The 19,964-nt window shown below is 41.9% G+C and carries 18 protein-coding genes and 2 pseudogenes; 9 read left to right on the forward strand and 11 right to left on the reverse strand.

Features of this window, described 5'->3' with window-relative positions; all coding sequences use genetic code 11:
• Position 1: 1 nt before the first annotated feature.
• The 7 genes from mrdA to H8S63_RS04575 all read left to right on the forward strand — a co-directional run bounded on the left by mrdA (position 2) and on the right by H8S63_RS04575 (position 9,561).
• The gene (gene mrdA, locus H8S63_RS04545) at positions 2-1,864 is read left to right on the forward strand and encodes a penicillin-binding protein 2 (protein ID WP_186925840.1); all 1,863 of its coding nucleotides are present in this window, start codon (positions 2-4) and stop codon (positions 1,862-1,864) included.
• Positions 1,845-3,302, forward strand: a complete 1,458-nt coding sequence (gene rodA, locus H8S63_RS04550) for a rod shape-determining protein RodA (RefSeq protein ID WP_186925841.1) — start codon at positions 1,845-1,847, stop codon at positions 3,300-3,302. Before mrdA ends, rodA begins: the two co-directional genes overlap by 20 nt.
• A 477-nt stretch (positions 3,303-3,779) precedes the next feature.
• The gene (locus tag H8S63_RS04555) at positions 3,780-4,478 is read left to right on the forward strand and encodes a hypothetical protein (RefSeq protein ID WP_186925842.1); all 699 of its coding nucleotides are present in this window, start codon (positions 3,780-3,782) and stop codon (positions 4,476-4,478) included.
• Positions 4,479-4,636: 158 nt separating this feature from the next.
• The gene (locus H8S63_RS04560) at positions 4,637-5,827 is read left to right on the forward strand and encodes a WG repeat-containing protein (protein WP_255467627.1); all 1,191 of its coding nucleotides are present in this window, start codon (positions 4,637-4,639) and stop codon (positions 5,825-5,827) included.
• A gap of 262 nt (positions 5,828-6,089) precedes the next feature.
• Complete coding sequence (locus H8S63_RS04565) at positions 6,090-6,767, forward strand: hypothetical protein (protein ID WP_186925843.1); 678 nt, start codon at positions 6,090-6,092, stop codon at positions 6,765-6,767.
• 272 nt (positions 6,768-7,039) lie between these two features.
• Positions 7,040-8,059 (forward strand): WG repeat-containing protein, encoded by a 1,020-nt coding sequence (locus tag H8S63_RS04570; RefSeq protein WP_186925844.1) that lies wholly within the window; start codon positions 7,040-7,042, stop codon positions 8,057-8,059.
• Between the two features lie 176 nt (positions 8,060-8,235).
• On the forward strand, positions 8,236-9,561 hold the full coding sequence (locus tag H8S63_RS04575) for an ATP-binding protein (protein ID WP_186925845.1): 1,326 nt from the start codon (positions 8,236-8,238) through the stop codon (positions 9,559-9,561).
• Positions 9,562-9,677: 116 nt separating this feature from the next.
• Here the strand turns inward: H8S63_RS04575 and H8S63_RS04580 are convergent, their stop codons facing one another.
• From H8S63_RS04580 to metF, 8 genes and pseudogenes are all read right to left on the reverse strand, one after another.
• Entirely contained in the window at positions 9,678-10,028 is a 351-nt protein-coding gene (locus tag H8S63_RS04580) for a winged helix-turn-helix transcriptional regulator (protein WP_186925846.1), read from the reverse strand.
• Between the two features lie 9 nt (positions 10,029-10,037).
• Positions 10,038-10,163: pseudogene (locus H8S63_RS19930) on the reverse strand (ATP-binding protein); the annotation flags it as partial.
• A 24-nt stretch (positions 10,164-10,187) separates the two neighbouring features.
• Positions 10,188-10,700, reverse strand: coding sequence for a hypothetical protein (locus H8S63_RS04585; RefSeq protein WP_186925847.1), 513 nt, complete (start codon positions 10,698-10,700; stop codon positions 10,188-10,190).
• Positions 10,682-11,074: a helix-turn-helix domain-containing protein gene (locus H8S63_RS04590; RefSeq protein WP_186925848.1), complete on the reverse strand. Its 393-nt coding sequence runs from the start codon at positions 11,072-11,074 to the stop codon at positions 10,682-10,684. The genes H8S63_RS04585 and H8S63_RS04590 overlap by 19 nt, the downstream gene beginning before the upstream one ends.
• Positions 11,075-11,129: 55 nt before the next feature.
• Positions 11,130-11,600: a gliding motility lipoprotein GldH gene (gene gldH / locus H8S63_RS04595; protein WP_186925849.1), complete on the reverse strand. Its 471-nt coding sequence runs from the start codon at positions 11,598-11,600 to the stop codon at positions 11,130-11,132.
• A complete protein-coding gene (locus H8S63_RS04600) occupies positions 11,578-12,948 on the reverse strand; it encodes a regulatory iron-sulfur-containing complex subunit RicT (RefSeq protein WP_007755872.1) in 1,371 nt (456 codons plus the stop codon). Before H8S63_RS04600 ends, gldH begins: the two co-directional genes overlap by 23 nt.
• 16 nt (positions 12,949-12,964) lie before the next feature.
• On the reverse strand, positions 12,965-14,092 hold the full coding sequence (locus H8S63_RS04605; RefSeq protein ID WP_186925850.1) for a DNA polymerase III subunit delta: 1,128 nt from the start codon (positions 14,090-14,092) through the stop codon (positions 12,965-12,967).
• A gap of 1 nt (position 14,093) precedes the next feature.
• Entirely contained in the window at positions 14,094-15,047 is a 954-nt protein-coding gene (gene metF, locus H8S63_RS04610) for a methylenetetrahydrofolate reductase [NAD(P)H] (RefSeq protein WP_007764101.1), read from the reverse strand.
• Between the two features lie 459 nt (positions 15,048-15,506).
• Between metF and H8S63_RS04615 the strand changes: the two are divergent.
• Together H8S63_RS04615 and H8S63_RS04620 are read left to right on the forward strand one after the other, a co-directional pair.
• Positions 15,507-16,312, forward strand: a pseudogene (locus tag H8S63_RS04615) (KilA-N domain-containing protein).
• Between the two features lie 59 nt (positions 16,313-16,371).
• Positions 16,372-17,133 (forward strand): bifunctional 2-polyprenyl-6-hydroxyphenol methylase/3-demethylubiquinol 3-O-methyltransferase UbiG, encoded by a 762-nt coding sequence (locus tag H8S63_RS04620; RefSeq protein WP_186925851.1) that lies wholly within the window; start codon positions 16,372-16,374, stop codon positions 17,131-17,133.
• Positions 17,134-17,228: 95 nt separating this feature from the next.
• On the opposite strand, the gene H8S63_RS04625 is transcribed toward H8S63_RS04620, so the two are convergent.
• From H8S63_RS04625 to H8S63_RS04635, 3 genes are all read right to left on the reverse strand, one after another.
• Entirely contained in the window at positions 17,229-17,387 is a 159-nt protein-coding gene (locus H8S63_RS04625; protein ID WP_186925852.1) for a hypothetical protein, read from the reverse strand.
• Between the two features lie 17 nt (positions 17,388-17,404).
• The gene (locus H8S63_RS04630) at positions 17,405-18,637 is read right to left on the reverse strand and encodes a site-specific integrase (RefSeq protein ID WP_186925853.1); all 1,233 of its coding nucleotides are present in this window, start codon (positions 18,635-18,637) and stop codon (positions 17,405-17,407) included.
• A gap of 274 nt (positions 18,638-18,911) precedes the next feature.
• Positions 18,912-19,424 (reverse strand): ferritin-like domain-containing protein, encoded by a 513-nt coding sequence (locus H8S63_RS04635; protein ID WP_007764121.1) that lies wholly within the window; start codon positions 19,422-19,424, stop codon positions 18,912-18,914.
• Positions 19,425-19,964: the final 540 nt, after the last annotated feature.

Raw genomic sequence — 19,964 nt, forward strand, 5'->3', positions numbered from 1 at the left:
AATGGCAAAAGATTATAGATTAGAGAAACGTAAATTTGTTATCGGAGGCATTGCCCTGTCTATTGTCTTGATTTATCTGGTACGACTTTTCGCATTGCAGATCACAACAGATGACTATAAGAAGAATGCTGACAGTAATGCTTTTCTGAATAAGATCCAATATCCTTCGCGTGGAGCGATTTACGACCGGACCGGGAAACTGTTGGTATTCAATCAGCCTGCATACGACATTTCGATTGTTCCGAAGGAAGTCGAGGATCTCGATACGCTCGACTTGTGCCAGTCGTTGAATATCACCCGTGCCCAATTTTTGAAGATTATGAGCGATATGAAAGACCGTCGCCGCAATCCGGGATATTCCCGTTACACGAATCAAGTGTTTATGTCGCAGTTGTCGGCGGAGGAATGCGGTGTCTTTCAGGAAAAGCTATTTAAGTTTCGTGGCTTTTATATCCAACGTCGTACGATCCGCCAATATTCTTACAATGCGGCTGCCCATGCGCTGGGCGACATCGGAGAGGTATCTGCCAAAGAGATGGAAGCGGATGAAGACGGATACTACATTCGTGGAGATTATGTCGGGAAGTTAGGCGTAGAGAAATCGTATGAGAAGTACCTGCGTGGAGAAAAAGGGATTGAGATTCTGCTTCGTGATGCGCATGGCCGTATCCAGGGGCACTATATGGATGGGGCCTACGACCGTCCCTCTGTTCCCGGCAAGAACCTGACATTGAGTCTGGATATTGATTTGCAGATTTTGGGTGAACGCTTGTTGAAGAACAAGATCGGAAGTATTGTAGCTATCGAGCCGGAGACCGGTGAGATCCTTTGCCTGGTATCTTCCCCGAATTATGATCCGCATTTGATGATCGGTCGTCAGCGTGGTAAGAATCATCTGATGTTGCAACGCGACAAGATGAAACCATTGTTGAACCGTGCTTTGATGGGAGTCTACCCTCCGGGCTCTACTTTCAAGACAGCACAAGGGCTGACTTTCTTACAAGAAGGTATTATAACAGAGCAAAGTCCGACTTTTCCCTGTTCGCGCGGATTCCATTACGGCAGGCTGACGGTAGGTTGCCATAGTCATGGAGCGCCGCTTCCGCTGATACCCGCCATTGCTACATCGTGCAACTCTTATTTCTGTTGGGGGCTGTTTCGTATGTTCGGTGACCGTAAGTATGGCTCACCGCAAAATGCTATTACCGTATGGAAAGATCACATGGTTTCGCAAGGGTTCGGTTACAAACTGGGAGTCGACCTGCCGGGAGAAAAACGGGGGTTGATTCCGAATGCACAGTTCTATGACAAGGCTTATCGCGGGCATTGGAACGGATTGACGGTGATCAGTATTTCTATCGGTCAGGGAGAAATTTTGTCTACCCCTCTTCAGATAGCCAATCTGGGAGCGACGATTGCCAATAGAGGATATTTTGTCACGCCTCATATCGTGAAAGAAATTCAGGATAACCGGATAGACAGTCTTTATCGCACTCCTCGTTATACTACGATTGAAAAAAGACATTATGAGTCGGTGGTGGAAGGTATGCGTGCGGCCGCTACCGGAGGAACTTGCCGTATGCTGTCAATGATGGTCCCGGAATTGGAAGCCTGCGGAAAGACAGGTACGGCACAGAATCGCGGACATGACCATTCGGTGTTTATGGGCTTTGCGCCAATGGACAAGCCGAAAATAGCCATTGCCGTCTATGTGGAAAATGGAGGATGGGGAGCCACATACGGAGTGCCGGTCGGTGCTTTGATGATGGAACAATATATGAAAGGCAAGTTGTCGCCGGAAAATGAGATAAGAGCGGAAGAAATTAGTAACAGAGTGATATTGTATGGTAATGAGGAGCGATAGTTTATGGAAATCTTTGGACTGGGTGACGATTTGTATTTACCTGCTCCTGATTATTGGCGGATGGTTCAGCGTGTGCGGAGCCAGCTATGACTATGGCGAGCGTGATTTTCTCGACTTCTCGACTCGTGCCGGTAAGCAGTTCGTTTGGATTATCTGTTCTTTCGGGCTAGGATTTGTGTTGCTGATGTTGGAAGACCGGATGTACGATATGTTCGCGTACATTATATATATAGGGATGATTCTTCTGTTGATTGTCACGATTTTTATTGCTCCGGATACAAAAGGTTCCCGTTCCTGGTTGGTGATGGGGCCGGTCAGCCTGCAACCCGCCGAGTTCGCTAAGTTTGCTACAGCTTTGGCATTGGCCAAATATATGAATGCCTACTCATTCAGTATCAAGAAAGAAAAGTGTGCTTTAGCTTTGGGATTGATTATTCTTCTGCCGATGTTATTGATTATCGGGCAGAGGGAAACAGGATCTGCATTGGTATATCTCGCCTTTTTCTTGGTGCTTTATCGGGAAGGAATGCCGGGAGTAGTACTTTTTGCAGGTGTCTGTGCGGTAATCTACTTTGTGGTCGGTATTCGTTTTGACGAGGTCTTTATTGCAGATACCCCTACGCCGTTGGGAGAGTTTATTGTATTGTTGCTGATTTTATTGTTTGCCGGTGGCATGGTGTGGGTATATCGTAAGAAATGGGCGGCTGCCCGCAATATTATCGGTGGAAGTCTGGGGATATTGTTGATTGCCTATTTGATATCGGAATATTGGGTACACTTTAGTCTGGTCTGGGTGCAGTGGGGACTGTGTGCTGTTGCAATAGGCTATTTGATTTATTTAGCATTAAGTGAGCGTCAGCGTGCTTACTTTCTAATCGCTTTATTTACCATCGGCTCTATCGGATTTTTATATTCCAGCAATTATGTATTCGATAGCGTATTGGAGCCCCATCAACAAGTCCGCATCAAAGTGGTATTGGGCTTGGAAGAAGATTTGACCGGTGCGGGATACAACGTCAACCAATCCAAGATTGCCATCGGTTCCGGTGGATTGACAGGGAAAGGTTTCCTGAATGGTACGCAGACCAAACTGAAATATGTTCCCGAACAGGATACTGATTTCATCTTCTGTACGGTGGGAGAGGAGCAAGGTTTTGTCGGTTCGGCAGCCGTCTTGATAGCTTTCCTGATCTTGATTTTCCGCTTGATTTTCTTGTCGGAGCGTCAACCCTCCACCTTCGGTCGGGTTTATGGCTATTCAGTCCTCAGCATTTTCCTGTTTCACCTATTTATTAATATAGGCATGGTGCTGGGACTTACTCCGGTCATCGGTATCCCATTACCTTTCTTTAGCTACGGAGGTTCTTCTTTATGGGGCTTTACGATACTGTTGTTCATTTTCCTACGTATTGATGCGGGACGGAGTAGAAGACTCTAACAAATTGTTTATCTTTCGAATAACACTTGTATCCTGATAAAAATGTATTTTAGCTACACTTTTATCAGTCAATGATTTCCTTTTTGGTGTAATATTTTGGTATTTTGTTGCTTTCTATGCTAAAAAGTCTTATTTTTGAATCGAAATAAGGGAAATACTATGATAGCACAAGGAAATAGCAACAAAAATAATGTTAAAAACTTGCGTATGTGTAATGTTTGTATAACACACACACACACACACACACACACACACACACACACACACAAGTGAACATCTATTAGCTAAATATTCTTTGAAAACATATAAAGGAGGCATTGTTTCTGACTCGTAAGAGTCGGGAATAATGCCTTTGGTGATTTATACATATGGTGGGTGAGCATCTCATTGTTTTGCCTAATACGAAAAAACAATTGAATCAAGGAAACGTAATTATGTATGAATAGTCCTAATGTATAACTTTAATGATAAATTGAAATGAAACAGATTTTTATGATCAACCTCATTGCTATAGCAATGTGTTTATTCTCTTGTAGTAATAGTAAGAAACAGACGAACGCTGATCCTTCTGCCGTGCAGGCGGAGGTGGAAGCCAATGCGGGAGTGAAACCGTTTATCCTCACAGAGGATGGTGTGGGAAGTTTGCGGATGAAGCATCCTTTCAAAAATATGTCTGATACTGATGAAGGACTATATAATAAGGTAGAGAAAGGGACTTTTTATTATGAACCTGCCGCTATGACGCTTCAAACTTATACCTTATATTGTGATGATGTGGAAGTTGCTAATTTTATGTTGGAAAAGCAATTGTCTCCTATAGAAGAACTGACCGTCACTTCTCCATACGTCTCTTTGGAGAACGGTGTTAAGGTGGGAATGCCTTTACGGGAAGCGGTGACGAAAAAAGGAATGGAAGCGATGATTATGTATGATGAGATGTTCGACCAAGGAATAGTATACATCGCTTATGGGAAAAATCTGCGCATCAATGTGGTGAACGAAGAACTGGATGACTTGACGGAGCAAACCAAGAGGAAAGCTCTTGACATGACTGCGAATGGCGATTTGGCAAAAACATCCGAATTGGAAAGCGAATCGATTCAGCTGACTCCGGAAGACTTTAAGCCGGAGGCAAAAGTCACTTGCTTTTATATCGATCGTCGGTTTGAAAAGTAAACAGTCGGTTATATTTTGTGATAAATAGATAACAAAAAAATAATTATGAGAATGAAAACACTGTTTTATCTGTCGCTTATTTGTGTGGTGACTTTATTTTCTGCGTGTGGAAGTAATATACCCAACGACCTCAACGCAGCTTTTTCCCTATTCCTTGTATGAGTAAGGCCGGTTTTTATTATGTGGATGAGAATGGGGAGAAAATGGATGCACTTTCCGGAGAACTTGCAGCTATAGGCTGGAAGCCAAATTTAAATTATAGTTTAGGTTCGGGGTTCTTTAAAGATGGTTTGCTGAAGGTACGTGATGTCTATTTTCTCGATCGCAATGGTACGTTGGTACTAAATGCTGAGGAAGTTTTCGCAAAGGTTTTCGGTGAATATGCGGAATATGCCAAATGTTCCGACTTCTCTGAAGGCATAGCTTTTGTTCAAGGAGGAAGTCTTGAAGACAGAACACGTGCCACGGCCATTAACAAGAAGGGTGAAGTCTTGTTTGAATTGGCTGGCAGACCATTGACTGCTTTTTATGAAGGAGTAGCCTATTTTATGGCAGCCGATGGCAATATTGGTGTATTTAATTCAAAGGGAGAAATCTTGGTAGAGCCCCGTGAGGATATAGCGAGAGCGGTTACGGAATACGTCAAGACTCCGCCACTTCGAGGAAAGGCAAGTGTGAAGAATGAAGAAGGACTTATTGGTGCTATTAACTTTAAAGGAGAGCTGGTGGTCGATTATATTTCCAAAGATCTTCCCCTCGAGTTTGACCAAAATGATTGTGCAGTATTTTATAAAGATAGTAGGTACGGTTTGGTGGATGGTAAGGGGAAAATTCTGATAGAGCCAATATATACTCGTTTGGAGAATGACGGCAATTGGTATTATTTTAAAACGGAAGATAATAAAATAGGTTGGTGTGATAAGAATGGGAAAGAAAAAATAGCGGCGGTCAATCGTGATATAGAGTTTAAATATGGCAGAACGAAGGCTGGTCCTTATCCTTTTTATGGCTCTGATTATTCTATAGCTTTTTCCACTTTCGATTTAGATGGAGCGCGTGTTTATAAATCTCACGCATTGACAAAGGAAGGGCTGGAAGATACGCTACATCTATATCTTAATGGGCAAATTTACGGATATTTGTTAGTAACTCCTTTTGTTAACGGTATAGCTGTGGGGCTTGATGTGAAGGAACGTACTTGCGCATTGATTGGTGAGAAAGGTATTGATGACATTCTTCATCCTGAATTAAACGATAATTATTTTGCTTGTGTTTGGGAACCGAATGATTTGGAAGCGATTGGTGATTACATCGTTCATCCGTGGGCATATTGGAAAGGTGCATATTAAAAATAGTAAACTGTTAAAAGTTATTTTAGAATAAGGACACGATGTTTTCAAAAGCTTGATACGTGCCAAAGAGTGGCATAAGAAAGTGCAAGCTGCTGACTAACAAAGGACAGACAAATAATATTAACTTATAAATTGAAATGATATGAGAACGATTAAGCAACAACTAAGAGAAAGGAAACTGTATAAAGGCTTAAACTTAACACTTCTGATTTTTTTTCTCTTTGTACTCTTACAAGCAGGGTGTAAACCAAAGAAAAGCATGAGAGATACACAAAAAACTGCTCCGGCAATGCGTTACATTAAAACTATCCAATCTACTGATCGGACAATTGATTTTACTTACGATGAACAACAGCGTATACTTTCAGCTACGGAGAAGCGGCAGACTGGAAATGCGGATGTCTATACCTATATTTATAAGGAGAATTCCATTCAAATAAATTGGAATGGGAAACAGAAAGCTATGATTACGTCTGAACCCGGAGCGCCGGTAAATGTAGAGGTGCAGGAAGGAAATATGAAAGTCAAAGAAACATACGGGATTGATGGGAACTGGCGGATTTTGCAATCATCAACTGGCGTTGTCCGTGATATCTGTGACTTTACATGGAAAGATGGTAATTTGGATAAGGTAAAAGGTGGATACTCTGAATGTACTTATCAATATGGAGAAAAGGAAAATAAGCCTGTTAATATTGATATTGTAAATTGTCTTACTAATATTTATACTCCTTATCCATGGTATTATTGCGCCTTTGCATGGGGGCAGTCGAAGCAATTGCCTGTCTCAATATCTAATTATACCGGTGAGGCGAAATATAATTATGAGTTTGATGACGATGGATATATTGTGAAAGTAAAAGAAAAAATGGCTATTGAGATGGAGTATGGAACTGATGTAAGTGAGAGCGAGTATATTATTGTTTATTGTGATTGAAAAAGAAATAGAATATGAGAAAGTCTGAATTAAGTTGGTGGCTTCTATTATTTTTGCTTTGTTAGCTTTGTGGTTTGCGTTTTAATAAGGAAATATGAATTATGTGTAATAACAATCATAATTAAAGAACTATGAAAACAAAGATTTTGATTTATTGCGCAACGGTTTATGTTGCGTTTTTTTTCTCCGCTTGCGGAGGCAGTTCAAATAGCCCGTTGGCAGATATAGATTTGATACCTCTGGGAAACGCCTATTATACATAGGACGGCGAGTTGGCTTTTGCGGGAGAATTCAGGGATGCCGATTTCTTCTCTGACGGACTAGCAAAAGTGTTGATGGGGATGCGCGAAGGGTATGCCTTTATCAACAAGAAAGGTGAAAAAGTTTTTGATGTCGGTGAATGTTTTGATATAACGGGCTTCTGGAACGGAGTGGCTTGGAAAATGACACAAGAAGGATATATAGCTATTGATACTTCGGGTAAGGAACTGTTTACTACTTTGGCGACACCTATCACTTTGTTCAATGCTGACGGAAAGGCGCTTGTCGAAGGGGGGACAGAGGATGGGAAAACCAGATACGGTGTGATTGACCGAAAGGGGAATATCTCTTTGTTTCAAGGGGACTTCTGTATTTATGGAGAGAAAAACTCACGCGTGATTCATTCCGATCGCATTGTTGTGAATTGTAATCCGGGAGGCCAGCCTGCGGTAATAGATAGGCAGGGCAATATCATCGTTGAGCCTGAGACGTATTCGGAGATTGGACCTTTCGACTTGAATGGTTGCGCAATAGTGCGCAAAGACGGTATGTACGGTATTATAGACAGGGACGGCAAGGAATTGTTTATGGATACCGAAGGCAAGTATTCATGGATAACTTGCGATGGAGATTGGTATGCTTATTGTCTAAAAGGGCGTGATGGCGGTTTCGCTTGGGGTGATAAAAAAGGAAACATTAAGCTGGGACCCTTGGAGGATAACTTGAGCTTTAGGTGGGGTAAATACGCTTTTTATGGTAGCAAACGGTATGATAGAAGCGGGGATAGTGAATCCACCGCCAAACAGATTGAAACACCGTTGATAGGAGGGAAGGTGGTTGTAGCCTATTCAAACGATGAGGGATATTTCATGTGCGATGAGAAAGGGAATAGGCTGAATTATGATGTTTCAGTGGAAGGACTTATGAATAGTGGGGTAGACGATTTGATTCGCTCCGTTTCACGTGGTAATGGTGATGCGATAGCTTTGGGATTCCCTTATGTGAGCACATTCTGGTCGTTGGGAGAATAACGTTTACGGCGAAGGTGGGGTGAAGAAACAGGCGAATAGTCGTCCCTTCTATATGAATTTGGAATATTAATTATTGCATTGTTTTGGATAGTCAAAAGAAAAAGAATATTTTTGTACTGACAAAATGGTTGTAATATGCGACCGAATTTTCATAACCATCCTAAGAGTGCGCTATTATGATAATAGATAGAAACGAATATGTTGAACAGTTACTCACAAAATGTTGGAACGGAAAGGTAAAGATTGTGACCGGTATAAGACGTTCGGGTAAGTCGTTCCTACTCTCAACTCTCTTTAAGAACCGATTAATAGAGAAAGGAGCTCAGGAGAGGGATTTCGTGGAGGTGGCTCTTGACAGAAAGACAGACATCAAGTATCGTAATCCGAACCTCCTGTACGACTATATCATAGAGTCTACAAGGGATACAGACAGAAAATTTTATGTATTGATTGATGAGATACAGTTGTCGTATAAGGTAAAAAATGAGGATGTGGACGAATCATTGGTACCTGAAGAGGATAGAGAGTTGCTTTACACCACTTTTTATGACATTTTGAATGATCTGATGGCGCGCCCGAACCTTGATGTGTATGTGACGGGATCGAACTCTAAGATGCTGTCGAAGGATATCGTGACAAATTTTCGTGACCGTGGTTCTGAAATAAAAGTTTACCCACTATCATTTGCAGAATACCTATCGGTAGCCCAGATGGAAAAAGCTGATGCACTGGAGGAATACCTGATGTACGGTGGTATGCCTTTGACGATTCTTGAACCAGACGAAAAGGAGAAGCGCAAGTACTTGCAAGGGCTTTTCTCAAATGTCTATATTAAGGACATTGTGGAACGATATAATCTGAAGGATGATAACATATTGAGTGCTTTGGTTGATGCTCTTTCATCGTCAGTAGGCTCACTGACGAATCCGAACAAACTGGCCAATACGGCTGGAACGCTGATGGGGAAATCACCTTCGCACAATACCGTCAAAAACTATCTGGACTATGTGGAGGATGCATTTCTCTTCCAGAGTGCGAAACGATGGGATGTGAAGGGACGCAAGTATTTTGACAAGATTCAGAAGTACTATGCCATGGACTTGGGACTGAGAAATGCCAGATTAAATTTCCGTCAGCAGGAGCGTTCACATCTAATGGAGAACATGATTTATAATGATTTGATCCGTAGAGGATATTCTGTTGATGTGGGCATTGTAGAACTGACGCGCGTAATAGACGGCAAGCGTAAATTGTCTCAATATGAAATTGATTTTGTGGTCAATGTAGGTAATAGTAAAGTGTATATCCAGTCGGCATTGAATGTGGACACGCCTGAGAAGAAGGCACAGGAGACCTTTTCTTTGAGAAATACTGGCGACTTCTTTCGCAAGATTGTTGTGCTGGACGGTAGCCGCAAGCTTTGGACGGACGAGGACGGTGTAATGTATGTGGGAGTGATTCCGTTCTTGTTAGAGGATATTTTGGCAGAGGTGATTGGGTAAATAAAGACCAATATTAATATTTAAGTTTTATTGTTTTATGATGGTGGTGTGGATAAGTTGATTCGTGCAGCTTCACGAGGGTATCCCCTCCACCCGCAACGCCCCGCTTATGTATTTTATAGTCTTTGTTCTTTAATTATAAAAATCTTTCCTTTCTCGGTGAGTTGCCAATAACCTGCTTTGTTGGACCCTTGACGGGTTATGTACCCATAAGCTTTTAAATTCTGCAATGATCGTTTCGCTGTAGCACTTGATGATGACAAGGCTTCAGCAAGAGTATTGTAGGTTAATTTTGTATTCGTAGATAATATATGTAATACATTTATGTCAACTGATGATAATTTTATTGGGTCATTTATTGGGTCATTCGCTCTACTATGTGATTTCTCATTTGTCATTGTAGGGTAGTTTCTTTTGAACGTAATTAGCATACCACCCTCTGATTGCTTAAAGACGGGTTCTTCCATTCCTATCGCTTTAAAAGCGTTACATATTTTGCTAATACCACGTCCCCACGTTTCTATAAACCCGGCTTTGTAGAATACGGAAGCTAATAAAATGTTACGAGGATGTGAGGAGTGCTTTCCTTTAAGTGCATCTATTGTAAGTTCGTCGGGTAGTTTACCCTAGTTCCATAGCTCAATGTGGTCATTGAATATCCACATCTGTATGTGAACACCTGCATACCGTTTGTGTACAATGCTATTGTAGAGCATTTCTCGTAAAGCATCTTCTGGAATTTCCAATGGTTCAAGCCGTTGCATACCTTCATAGTGAATGGGGGATATGAGGTACTTGGAACGTAATAAAGTGACGACTTTATCAGCCATCTGAATAATATTTCCGTTTACTACGTCTTGGAAAATAAGATCTGATTCATCTATCCCGAAGCGTCCGATACGGAATTCCACACCGGGAAAGAAGCGAAGAGGGTCTTTTCCGAATAATAGTATCGCAGCATTGGTGAGCACTCCATTGTTATCAATCAGTTTTAGATTTTCCAATACAGTTCGGGTATCTTCATCTTTAAGCTCGGGGTTAATACGATGCGCTTCAATGGCTTTTCGAAGAAAATAATCTATAGCTTTTCGATCAATATCATTGAGTGTTGCCCTATCTTCTAATAGTTCATCCCCCAAGAACGTCCCATTTTCTTTAATATGAATTGTTGAAGTGCAACGCCTTTCAATTCTTGTTTTGTGGAACCACTGCGGTAGTGATATGCCCCATGGTAAGCAATGGGCATATTACTTGGTTCCACTACAATCTCGATATATTCTTTACCTTCTTCTGATTGTAATAAGTTGACATCGGCCACGATACCTAAATAGTTGACAATTTTGTTAGGTATGTCTTCCAACAATCTTTTGGAGTCGGGGAGGCCAATTACCTGTTGCTTATCATTTATACCTATATAAATACAGCCACCTTGTGCATTGGCAAAACCGCATATCCATTTCAGATACTCGTCATGCCAAGACTCTTTATATTCAATATTCTGACTTTCGCTCATAACGATATCTTTTATATTCTTAGATTTTGATAAATATTTAAGTTTTATTTTCTGCTTACCGTGATATCCGTATCCCCACATCATTTATCCCCTGCAATATGTCGTCTTTCATACCGGATACTATCTTAAAAGTGTAGTTTCCTGGATGTAGCGGGCGAACCGAGCGTATGAAAGCCTCCGACTGATAGACACTGCCCCAGCCTTTGCCGAACCATCTTCCTGTAGAGTCAGTTAGGTGAATAGCGATGGTATCGGTGCGCCACACAGTGGAATCCTGTAGATTCTGACTGATAAATAAATGAAGGTCCTGATAAGGATAATCCGTACGGTTACGGACTTCCGCAAATAGTCTCAAAGTCGGAGGGAGGCTGTCTGTGATAGGAACAAAAAAGGAGAGTGTGTCACTCTTTCCCCACCCGTTGTCGGGAAGGGATTGATAAGAGTGATACACGGTATTCTCGTTGCATGCCGCCGTTAGGCAAGCGGTGAAAAGGCAAAATAAACTATTCCTGAACAGGCTTTTCATTATTGGTTTGCGGTTTCGGTTTCTCTTTATTCGGCTCTTTGACCGGTCTTTCTGGCTTTTCCGGCCTTTCTTGAGCTTGTGGTCTTTCTTGATTCATCCCTCTTTCCGGTCGTCTGTTTTCATTATTCCGTCCCTGATTCTGTCCTCTGTTCCGATTATTATTATTTCTCGGTCGGTTCTCTCTTTCTCCCCTGTTAGCGTTTTCAGCCGATTGAGGGCGGTTGTCGTTATTAGCTCCTTTTTTCTTCTTCTTATTATTCCGGTTCGCATTATTGCCACCCTCTTTATTGCGGTTACGGTCAAAGCGGGTAACGCTTTCCTGCTCCAGCAAATCAATCGGTTTCTTCAGTTCCGGCTTTCTTTCTTCTTCGAACAGGCTGTCCGGTTTCATACCTTTTCTATTCATCGAAATCACTTCAAAAGCACGCTTCCCGCTGATGGTAACCAGATTTGCCGGGAAATTCTTGTCTGTGGAATAAGAGATCTGATTGCTCAAGATATCCGCTTTGAAGAAATAGAAAGTACCATCCTTCGTTTCCAGTTCTATCTCTTTGGACGGAAGACGTTTTTGAGCTTCCACATAGCAATCTACTTCATAGTTCAGGCAACATTTCAGCTTGGCGCATTGTCCGGCAAGCTTTTGCGGGTTCAGGGAAATATCCTGATAACGTGCGGCACTCGTAGATACGGAAACAAAGCTGGTCATCCACGTCGCACAGCAAAGCTCACGTCCGCAAGGTCCGATGCCTCCGATACGTCCCGCTTCCTGACGGGCGCCGATCTGTTTCATCTCGATACGTACGCGGAATGCTTCAGCCAATACCTTGATCAATTGGCGGAAGTCCACGCGCTCATCGGCAATGTAATAGAAGATAGCCTTATTGCCATCCCCCTGGTACTCTACATCTCCGATTTTCATGTTCAGATTGAGACTTAACGCAATCTGGCGTGCACGGATCATAGTGCCATGTTCCTTGCTTTTCGCCTCGTTGAACTTCTCCATATCCACCGGTTTGGCTTTCCGGTAGATGCGTTTGATTTCCGTGTCCGCCTTGAAGTTCGCTTTCTTCATTTGCAGGGGAACCAGTCTGCCGGTCAGCGTCACCACACCTATATCATGTCCCGGAGCAGCTTCAACAGCCACCACATCGCCCTTTTCAAGTTTGATTTTGTTACTGTTGCGATAATATCCCTTCCGGGTGTTCTTAAATTGTACCTCAACCATGTCACTCTCTTCCGCATTGCCCGGTATATCCGCCAGCCAATCGTAGGTGTTCAGTTGTTTATCTTGTCGGGAGCATCCTTTGCAGCAAAGACCGCCGCTCCCATTATGAAGTTTATATTCCATAGTGTTTATATATTAATTATTGCTTCAACAGTACAATCATCTTCAGCGAGAAGTCGAAGAATACCATTTTAGCGTTTACATTCTGTTCAATATGTATTTGCGCTTCGCTTAGCTCGTCCATGATTCCCATTACATTACGTTCGTTGACAAACGGGGCGAAGCGGGTTGCAAAGTTCTGTTCACTGATCGTCATATATGTAAGATCACGTTGGTGCAGGTTAAAGATGAAGTTTTCCCGAATCATGCGTTGGCAATATTCCAGAAAATTCTTTTGGCGTTCGCGTCCCATGCCTGCCACCTGTTCGCTCCACATTTTCATTTCCCTGATTTTCCGTTGATAGGACAACCGCATCAGGCTGACGAATAAATCGAAGAACAGTTGATTTTCTTCGTTCAGATGAATCGTTTCGAGTGCCTTGATAAAATTTCCATTTGCCAGATGGGCGATGGAAAGGCTGTCGGCAGGTTGAATGCTGTACTTCGTTTGTAGCACCCGGTCGATGCTTGCCTCGTCAATTTTCCGCACGTTCATGCGTTGTGTGCGACTTTGGATGGTGGGCAGAATCATGTCCGGCATTTCCGATACCAGCAGGAAAATAGTTCTTTCGGGCGGCTCTTCAAGCAGTTTCAACAGTTTGTTGGCACACACCGGATGCAATTTTTCCGGTAGCCACACGATTGTAATCTTGAATCCTCCCTCACTGGATTTCAGACTGAGTTTTTTCAGAATCTCATCACTCTCGTTGGCGAATATCTGCGCTTGCTTATTCTCCGCTCCAATATTGTTCAACCAATGATTCAAGTTGAAGTAAGGGGAGGTGAGCAGTTGTTCTCTCCATTGCGGAAGAAAATCGGCACAGACCGATACTTTGGGACTTTTCGCCTTGTTCACGATCGGAAATACAAAATGCACATCCGGATGTACCAGCTTGTTAAACTTCACGCAGGACGGACATACACCGCAGGCATCCGTTTCACTCCGGTTGGAGCAACTGATATAGCGTGCGTATGCAATGGTCAATGGCATTTTTCCCACCCCTTCCGGACCGCAAATGAGCTGGGCGTGTGGGATGCGTCCTTCATTCACCTCCTGAATGAGCCGTTGCTTGACTTCTTCCTGTCCGATTACGTCTCTGAAAAACATATCAATAAATGATTTTGGCTACTTCCTTGATACTGTCCACCGCTCCGATGGAGTAGAAATGGATGCTTGGTACTCCGTGAGACATCAATTCCTTGCATTGGGCTACACACCATTCGATACCCACTTGTTCGGCTTCCGCATCCGTTTTGCATTTCAAAGCCTCTTTCACGAGTTCTTCCGGCAAATCCACCTTGAATGTCTTGGGAATCATGCTCAGTTGGGACAGTTTCTTGAACGGCTTGATTCCCGGAATGATTGGAACATTGATGCCTGCCGCTTTGGCTTGTTCTACAAACTCAAAATATTTTTTGTTATCGTAGAATAATTGTGTTACGGCATATTCTGCGCCTGCTTCCACTTTTTTCTTTAGCCAATAAAGGTCGGATTCAATATTGGGAGCCTCTTCATGTTTCTCCGGGTAGCATGCCACACCATAAGAAAAGGGGCTGTTGGTCACTTTCATTTCCGAACCGTCCACAAAGATACCCTTATTGAAATTGTTGATTTGTTCCTGCAACTCGATTGCGTGATGATATCCGTCGCCTTCGGGGGTGAAAACAGATTCGTGTTTTGCCTTGTCCCCACGTAGCACTAACAAATCAGTGATGTTCAAAAATTGCAGGTCGAGCAGTACATATTCTGTCTCTTCGCGTGTGAAGCCACTGCATAGGATATGCGGAACGACTGTGATATTATATTTATTTTGGATGGCGGCAGCCACAGCAACAGTGCCCGGACGTCTTCTCAAGCGGTTTCGTTGGAATAGCCCGTTGCCGAGATCTTTGTAAACGTATTCGCTGCGATGGGTCGTGATATTAATATACTTCGGATCGAATTCCCGAAGTGTATCGACTGTCTGATATAGCTTTTCTATTCCGGTTCCTTTCAGTGGCGGCAGGATTTCGAAAGAAAAAGCTGTTTTTTTGTTGTTATGTATTAAATCAATTACTTTCATTCTTTTCCCTAATGTTCGTTATCTACTTGGATTAAACGTGCATATTGGGACAAAAATACGAAAAAAGAAAGATTTCTTCTTGATTTACGCTAAAATAGTTTTGTTTTTATCGTACTAATATACATAAAAGAGGGATTACCCCGTGTAGGATACGCCCTCTCTTACCTAATCATTATTATTTTAGATTTTTCTCGGTTTGACTTAACCGATTGAAGAATAAATTCTTAGTGAATTATTTGAGAAGTAGTGGTAACGATTTAGCAACTGTGCCATTTTCGGTGTTTTGCAGTACTATGCTGTCAAATAACTCTTTGCATTTACAAAGGTATAATAATTATTTGGGAAATAATGTCTACTATTAAAAAATTGCATTCTATCTTTGTAAATAGTCCATTAAAAAGAATGCAATCTCACAAATTATAGCGACCTTTGTGATTGAAAATCAACGTATCAATTACAATGGCAAAAATTACCGTTCAAAATACAGATATTAGCGTTGTCAAGTACAATGAAGAAGACTACATCAGTCTTACAGACATGGCAAGAAGCCAACTGCAAGAGCATATTATCTTCAGTTGGCTTAGCCTTAAAAGCATTATCGAGTATCTTGGCGAATGGGAAATGTTATATAATCCCGATTTTAATTGTACTGAATTCGGTACAATTAAAAATGCGGCAGGAAGTAACAATTTTGTGCTTCCGGTGAAAACGTGGATAGAACGGACCGGTGCAATTGACATTCGTTCTAAGGCTGGTCGCTATGGTGGTACGTATGCACATCGGGATATAGCATATCATTTTGGTATGTGGATTTCTCCTAAATTCCAATTACTTTTTGTTAAGGAGTATCAGCGGCTAAAGACAGAAGAACAAAGGCTACTCGGTTGGTCTGCGAAACGTGAATTGTCGAAAATCAACTACCGCATATATACTGATGCCATAAAGCAAAACCTTATTCCGATGGAAGTCACACCGTACAGGCAAGCACTATTTATGCCAATGAAGCCGACGTGCTGAACGTAGCGATGTTTGGTATGACAGCAAAACAATGGAGAGAAGCGAATCCCGAACTGAAAGGAAACATTCGTGATTATGCTACTATCAATGAACTTATCTGTTTGTCGAATATGGAGAATCTAAATGCTGTGTTTATCGAACAGAACATGACACAAAGGGAACGTCTTGTTAAGCTAAACCAAATAGCTATCCATCAAATGAATATATTGGAAAGTGATGATAATCAAAATCGTAAGCTGTTGAAATAAAAAATTGAAGAATCTCTTTACAGATAAGCATTGTAATGTATTAGCAATCAATAAAGAATATGAACACAGATTATAAAGTTGGTGATTTTATTTATAATGCAGATATTTATGATGGGTTGAATAATTCTCTGTTCGATTTGGAATTCTACAAAAAATGGCTACCTCAAAATAAAGATGCCAAAATACTTGAACTCTGTTGTGGTACGGGTAGACTTACGATTCCAATAGCAAAGGCCGGGTATAATATTAAGGGAGTTGATTATACTTTATCCATGCTTGAACGGGCAAAGGAGAAAGCATTTCAAGCTGAGTTAAAAATAGATTTCATTGAGGTAGATATTAGAGAATTGAACTTAGGAGAAAAATTTGATCTTATTTTTATTCCGTTTAATTCAATTCATCATTTGTATAAAAATGAGGATTTATTTGATACGTTGAAAATCGTAAAAAATCACTTGAAAGAAAAAGGTTTGTTTTTATTGGACTGCTTCAATCCTAATATCCAATATATTGTTGAAAACGAGCGGAAGCAACAGGTTATTGCCGAATATACAACCAATGATGGAAGAAAAGTATTGATAAAACAAAGTATGCACTATGAAAGCGCATCTCAAATTAATCGTATAAAGTGGCAATATTTTATTGACGATAAATTTCATTCAGTCCAAAATATGGACATGAGATTATTCTTTCCTCAAGAATTAAATTCATACCTCAAACAAATTGGATTTAATATTGTCCATAAATTCGGGGATTTTACAGAAGGAGAATTTGATGACAATTCAGAGAAACAAATATACATTTTGGAACTTAAAGAGTAAGGGCAAAATGATAAAACCATAGACAAAATACAACCAAAACACTGTTCTTCTAAAAATTGCAAGCAGCATTTTTGTTGTTTCTGTGAAATGAGCGGTTACAGCTTCATCCTTTTGCTTTTTCTTTGCGGTTGTATAGGTCGGCGTATGTTCTGCCTTAACTTCTCGAACAGTTCGCAGATTTCCCACTCGGTCATGGCGGTTGCGCCTATATTGCCCTGCCCGTCCATCGTGATAATATTCCTTTCTTCTTTCATCGGTATTCTGTTTTTAATTAAATGGCTCGGCAGATATTCTTCTCCATATCCTCCAACTTGTGCGACAAGGTTTCCATGTCTTGGCTTATCTTTTGGGCGGTGATTTTGGCGTAAATTTGGGTGGTTTTTATGTTCGTGTGTCCCAAAAGGCGGCTCACCGTTTCGATGGGTACGCTGTGCGACAAAAGCATGGTCGTGGCGTTCGTGTGACGTGCACAGTGGTAGGTCAAACGTACCTTGAAGCCGCATTGTCTGCCTATCTCTTTGAGTATCTTGTTGCAACTTCCGTTGTTCGGAACGGGGAAAACATGACCGTCCCTTGCCAGTCCCTTGTATTTCTCCATGATACGTTTGGAAACGTCCAAAAGACGGATGTTCGATTCGGTGTTGGTCTTCTTTCTTCGGGTGATTATCCAAAGATTGCCGTCGAAGAATGTTTGCAGGCGGTCGGCGGTGAGGTTCTTCACGTCCGAATACGCCAAACCCGTGAACACCGAAAAGACGAACAAATCCCGTACAAGCTCGTGGGTGGCGTTCTTCATGGGTGCGTCCATGAGCGTCTGTATCTCCGTTTGGGTGAGGTAGCCTCTATCCACGCTTTCGGGAGAGTTGATATATCCTGCAAAGGGATTGAACGGCAAACGCCCATCGTTCCTCGCAATGGAAATGATGTGCTTCAACACAATCATGTAGCCCCACACGGTATTGGTGCGGCATTTCTTCTCCGTGCGCAAAAAATACTCGAAGTCGTTGATAAACGTAAGGTTGAGTTCCTTTAACGGAATATCCTCTCGCTTGTAGGTATGGGGCAAAAACTCCCGAATATGGTTGCAGACCGTCCGATAACGGGTAAATGTACCCTGCGCCCTGTTGTGCCCGACTTTCTTCTCAAATTCGGCGTTGTGCTGCTCGAATAGCTTTAACAAGGTTTCTTGCTTGATGCCGATACCGAGATAGGCGTCTTTGAGTTTGGCGGCGGTAACATAACCGTCCGTCTGCATTAACTCTTGATAGCGGCGGTTTACCTCCACACGGATTTTATCTACTGCAAGGTTGATTCTCTGCGCTTCGACGCTCTTGCCCGAAGCACGGTTGTTCTTCACGTCCCACAAGCGTGGGGGAACGTCCATCTTGCAACTGAACTGTTTAATTTCGCCGTCCACCGTGATACGGCACATCAGAGGCAGGTTGCCGTTGGGCTTCTCGCTGCCTTTCTTCACGTAAAATAATACCTTGAATGTACTACGCATAACTCACTCCTTTTTGGGGTTACAAAATTAGTTATTAGTGAGTTACCGACAGCTATGTAAATCGATGCAAAACGCAGAAACAGAACCTTTTAGCAAGAAATCCGCACCCGTTGCGGGAGTAACGAGTGGTTACTGAACTTCTGCGCCGTTTGGCTTCGAGGTGGTATTTCGTTGGCTCTGCCCCATAGAAAAACAAAGCGTAACGAACGCTCTATCAGCTAATTCGCTACGCTTTGCTCTAATTTGCTTTCTCGCTATGTGTTTATTTTAGAATTTACTTATCAAGAAATGATTTCTTCATTCTGGCGATGTCAGTCAGATAATCTTGTAAATCTTGTTCATGTTCCTCCTCTTCGGCAAGAATATGTTTTGCGATGTCGCAGGTAGTGAAATCTTTCCCATTGGTAAAGTCGGCAATCTCCTGATAACGAAGGATTGCACAGCGTTCGGAAGCAACGTTGTCTTTTAGTAAACTAATGGAATCAAACTCTTGTGGAGCATCATATTTGCATCTCGCCAGTTCAAACCATTTCTTAGGATCGAGCACCGGAACACCTTCTAGTTCGATGATGCGGTTGGCAAGCAATTGTGCGTGTCTACGCTCTTCTTCAGCATGTTCTTCAAACTCGCTCTGCACATCGGCACGCATAGCTCCTTCTACTACTAATGCACCTACCCAATATTGGTAGTATGCCAACCATTCTTCAGCCAATGCTGCGTTCAACTGTGAAATCAAACTTTCCACATCTAATTTCCCTTGTAGGATTTTTACACTTTCTCTAGCCATAATTTAATGTTTAGGTTAATATGTTTAAGTTGACTATGTAACAGTCTGAACTTATTTTTGTTTTAGAGGTCTGCCGGTTTTAACAGAAAGAGTGTTTTTGTGGGAATTCTAATGCTCTACGCTGAACTAAATTTTTACTCAATGCACAAAATTCTCGTTTAGCGTATCGCATTTATAACCGGCAATTGGTTCTCGCCAGTTGTTTTTCAGAATATCCCTCGATAAATGTCCTTGTATTCTCTTTCTTGTGTATTTGAATAGACAAATCATCTGCCATCCTACACTAGTCTCACTTTATGTTGTTGAATATTAGTATATTAATAGGGTGTAGGATAGTGGTGTGGGATGGTTGCAGATGCGGTGTATCTTACACCTTTCCCTCGCTCATCCTTACACTTTCCCTTACTTATCCTTACGCACAGTCTTTGCCATCCTGCTTTTCACCAAGTGTTTCCTGCGTATGAAACTTTAGTTTCCCCCTCTTGAAACTCCAGTTTCCTCTGCCTGAAACTTTAGTTTCCCCTGCTTGAACCTTTAGTT

The sequence above is a fragment of the Bacteroides sp. NSJ-39 genome (assembly GCF_014287315.1).
Taxonomy (GTDB): Bacteria; Bacteroidota; Bacteroidia; order Bacteroidales; family Bacteroidaceae; genus Bacteroides; species Bacteroides finegoldii.

Coding starts and splice junctions, on each gene's coding strand:
- H8S63_RS04600 (WP_007755872.1), bottom strand. CDS start 12,948: ATGGAATATAAACTTCATAATGGGAGCGGCGGTCTTTGCTGCAAAGGA.
- gldH (WP_186925849.1), bottom strand. CDS start 11,600: ATGAAAAGCCTGTTCAGGAATAGTTTATTTTGCCTTTTCACCGCTTGC.
- metF (WP_007764101.1), bottom strand. CDS start 15,047: ATGAAAGTAATTGATTTAATACATAACAACAAAAAAACAGCTTTTTCT.
- rodA (WP_186925841.1), top strand. CDS start 1,845: ATGGTAATGAGGAGCGATAGTTTATGGAAATCTTTGGACTGGGTGACG.
- H8S63_RS04590 (WP_186925848.1), bottom strand. CDS start 11,074: ATGAGCGAAAGTCAGAATATTGAATATAAAGAGTCTTGGCATGACGAG.
- H8S63_RS04625 (WP_186925852.1), bottom strand. CDS start 17,387: ATGAAAGAAGAAAGGAATATTATCACGATGGACGGGCAGGGCAATATA.
- H8S63_RS04635 (WP_007764121.1), bottom strand. CDS start 19,424: ATGGCTAGAGAAAGTGTAAAAATCCTACAAGGGAAATTAGATGTGGAA.
- H8S63_RS04560 (WP_255467627.1), top strand. CDS start 4,637: ATGAGTAAGGCCGGTTTTTATTATGTGGATGAGAATGGGGAGAAAATG.
- H8S63_RS04575 (WP_186925845.1), top strand. CDS start 8,236: ATGATAATAGATAGAAACGAATATGTTGAACAGTTACTCACAAAATGT.
- H8S63_RS04605 (WP_186925850.1), bottom strand. CDS start 14,092: ATGTTTTTCAGAGACGTAATCGGACAGGAAGAAGTCAAGCAACGGCTC.
- H8S63_RS04555 (WP_186925842.1), top strand. CDS start 3,780: ATGAAACAGATTTTTATGATCAACCTCATTGCTATAGCAATGTGTTTA.
- H8S63_RS04630 (WP_186925853.1), bottom strand. CDS start 18,637: ATGCGTAGTACATTCAAGGTATTATTTTACGTGAAGAAAGGCAGCGAG.
- H8S63_RS04620 (WP_186925851.1), top strand. CDS start 16,372: ATGAACACAGATTATAAAGTTGGTGATTTTATTTATAATGCAGATATT.
- H8S63_RS04580 (WP_186925846.1), bottom strand. CDS start 10,028: ATGGAAGAACCCGTCTTTAAGCAATCAGAGGGTGGTATGCTAATTACG.
- mrdA (WP_186925840.1), top strand. CDS start 2: ATGGCAAAAGATTATAGATTAGAGAAACGTAAATTTGTTATCGGAGGC.
- H8S63_RS04565 (WP_186925843.1), top strand. CDS start 6,090: ATGAGAGATACACAAAAAACTGCTCCGGCAATGCGTTACATTAAAACT.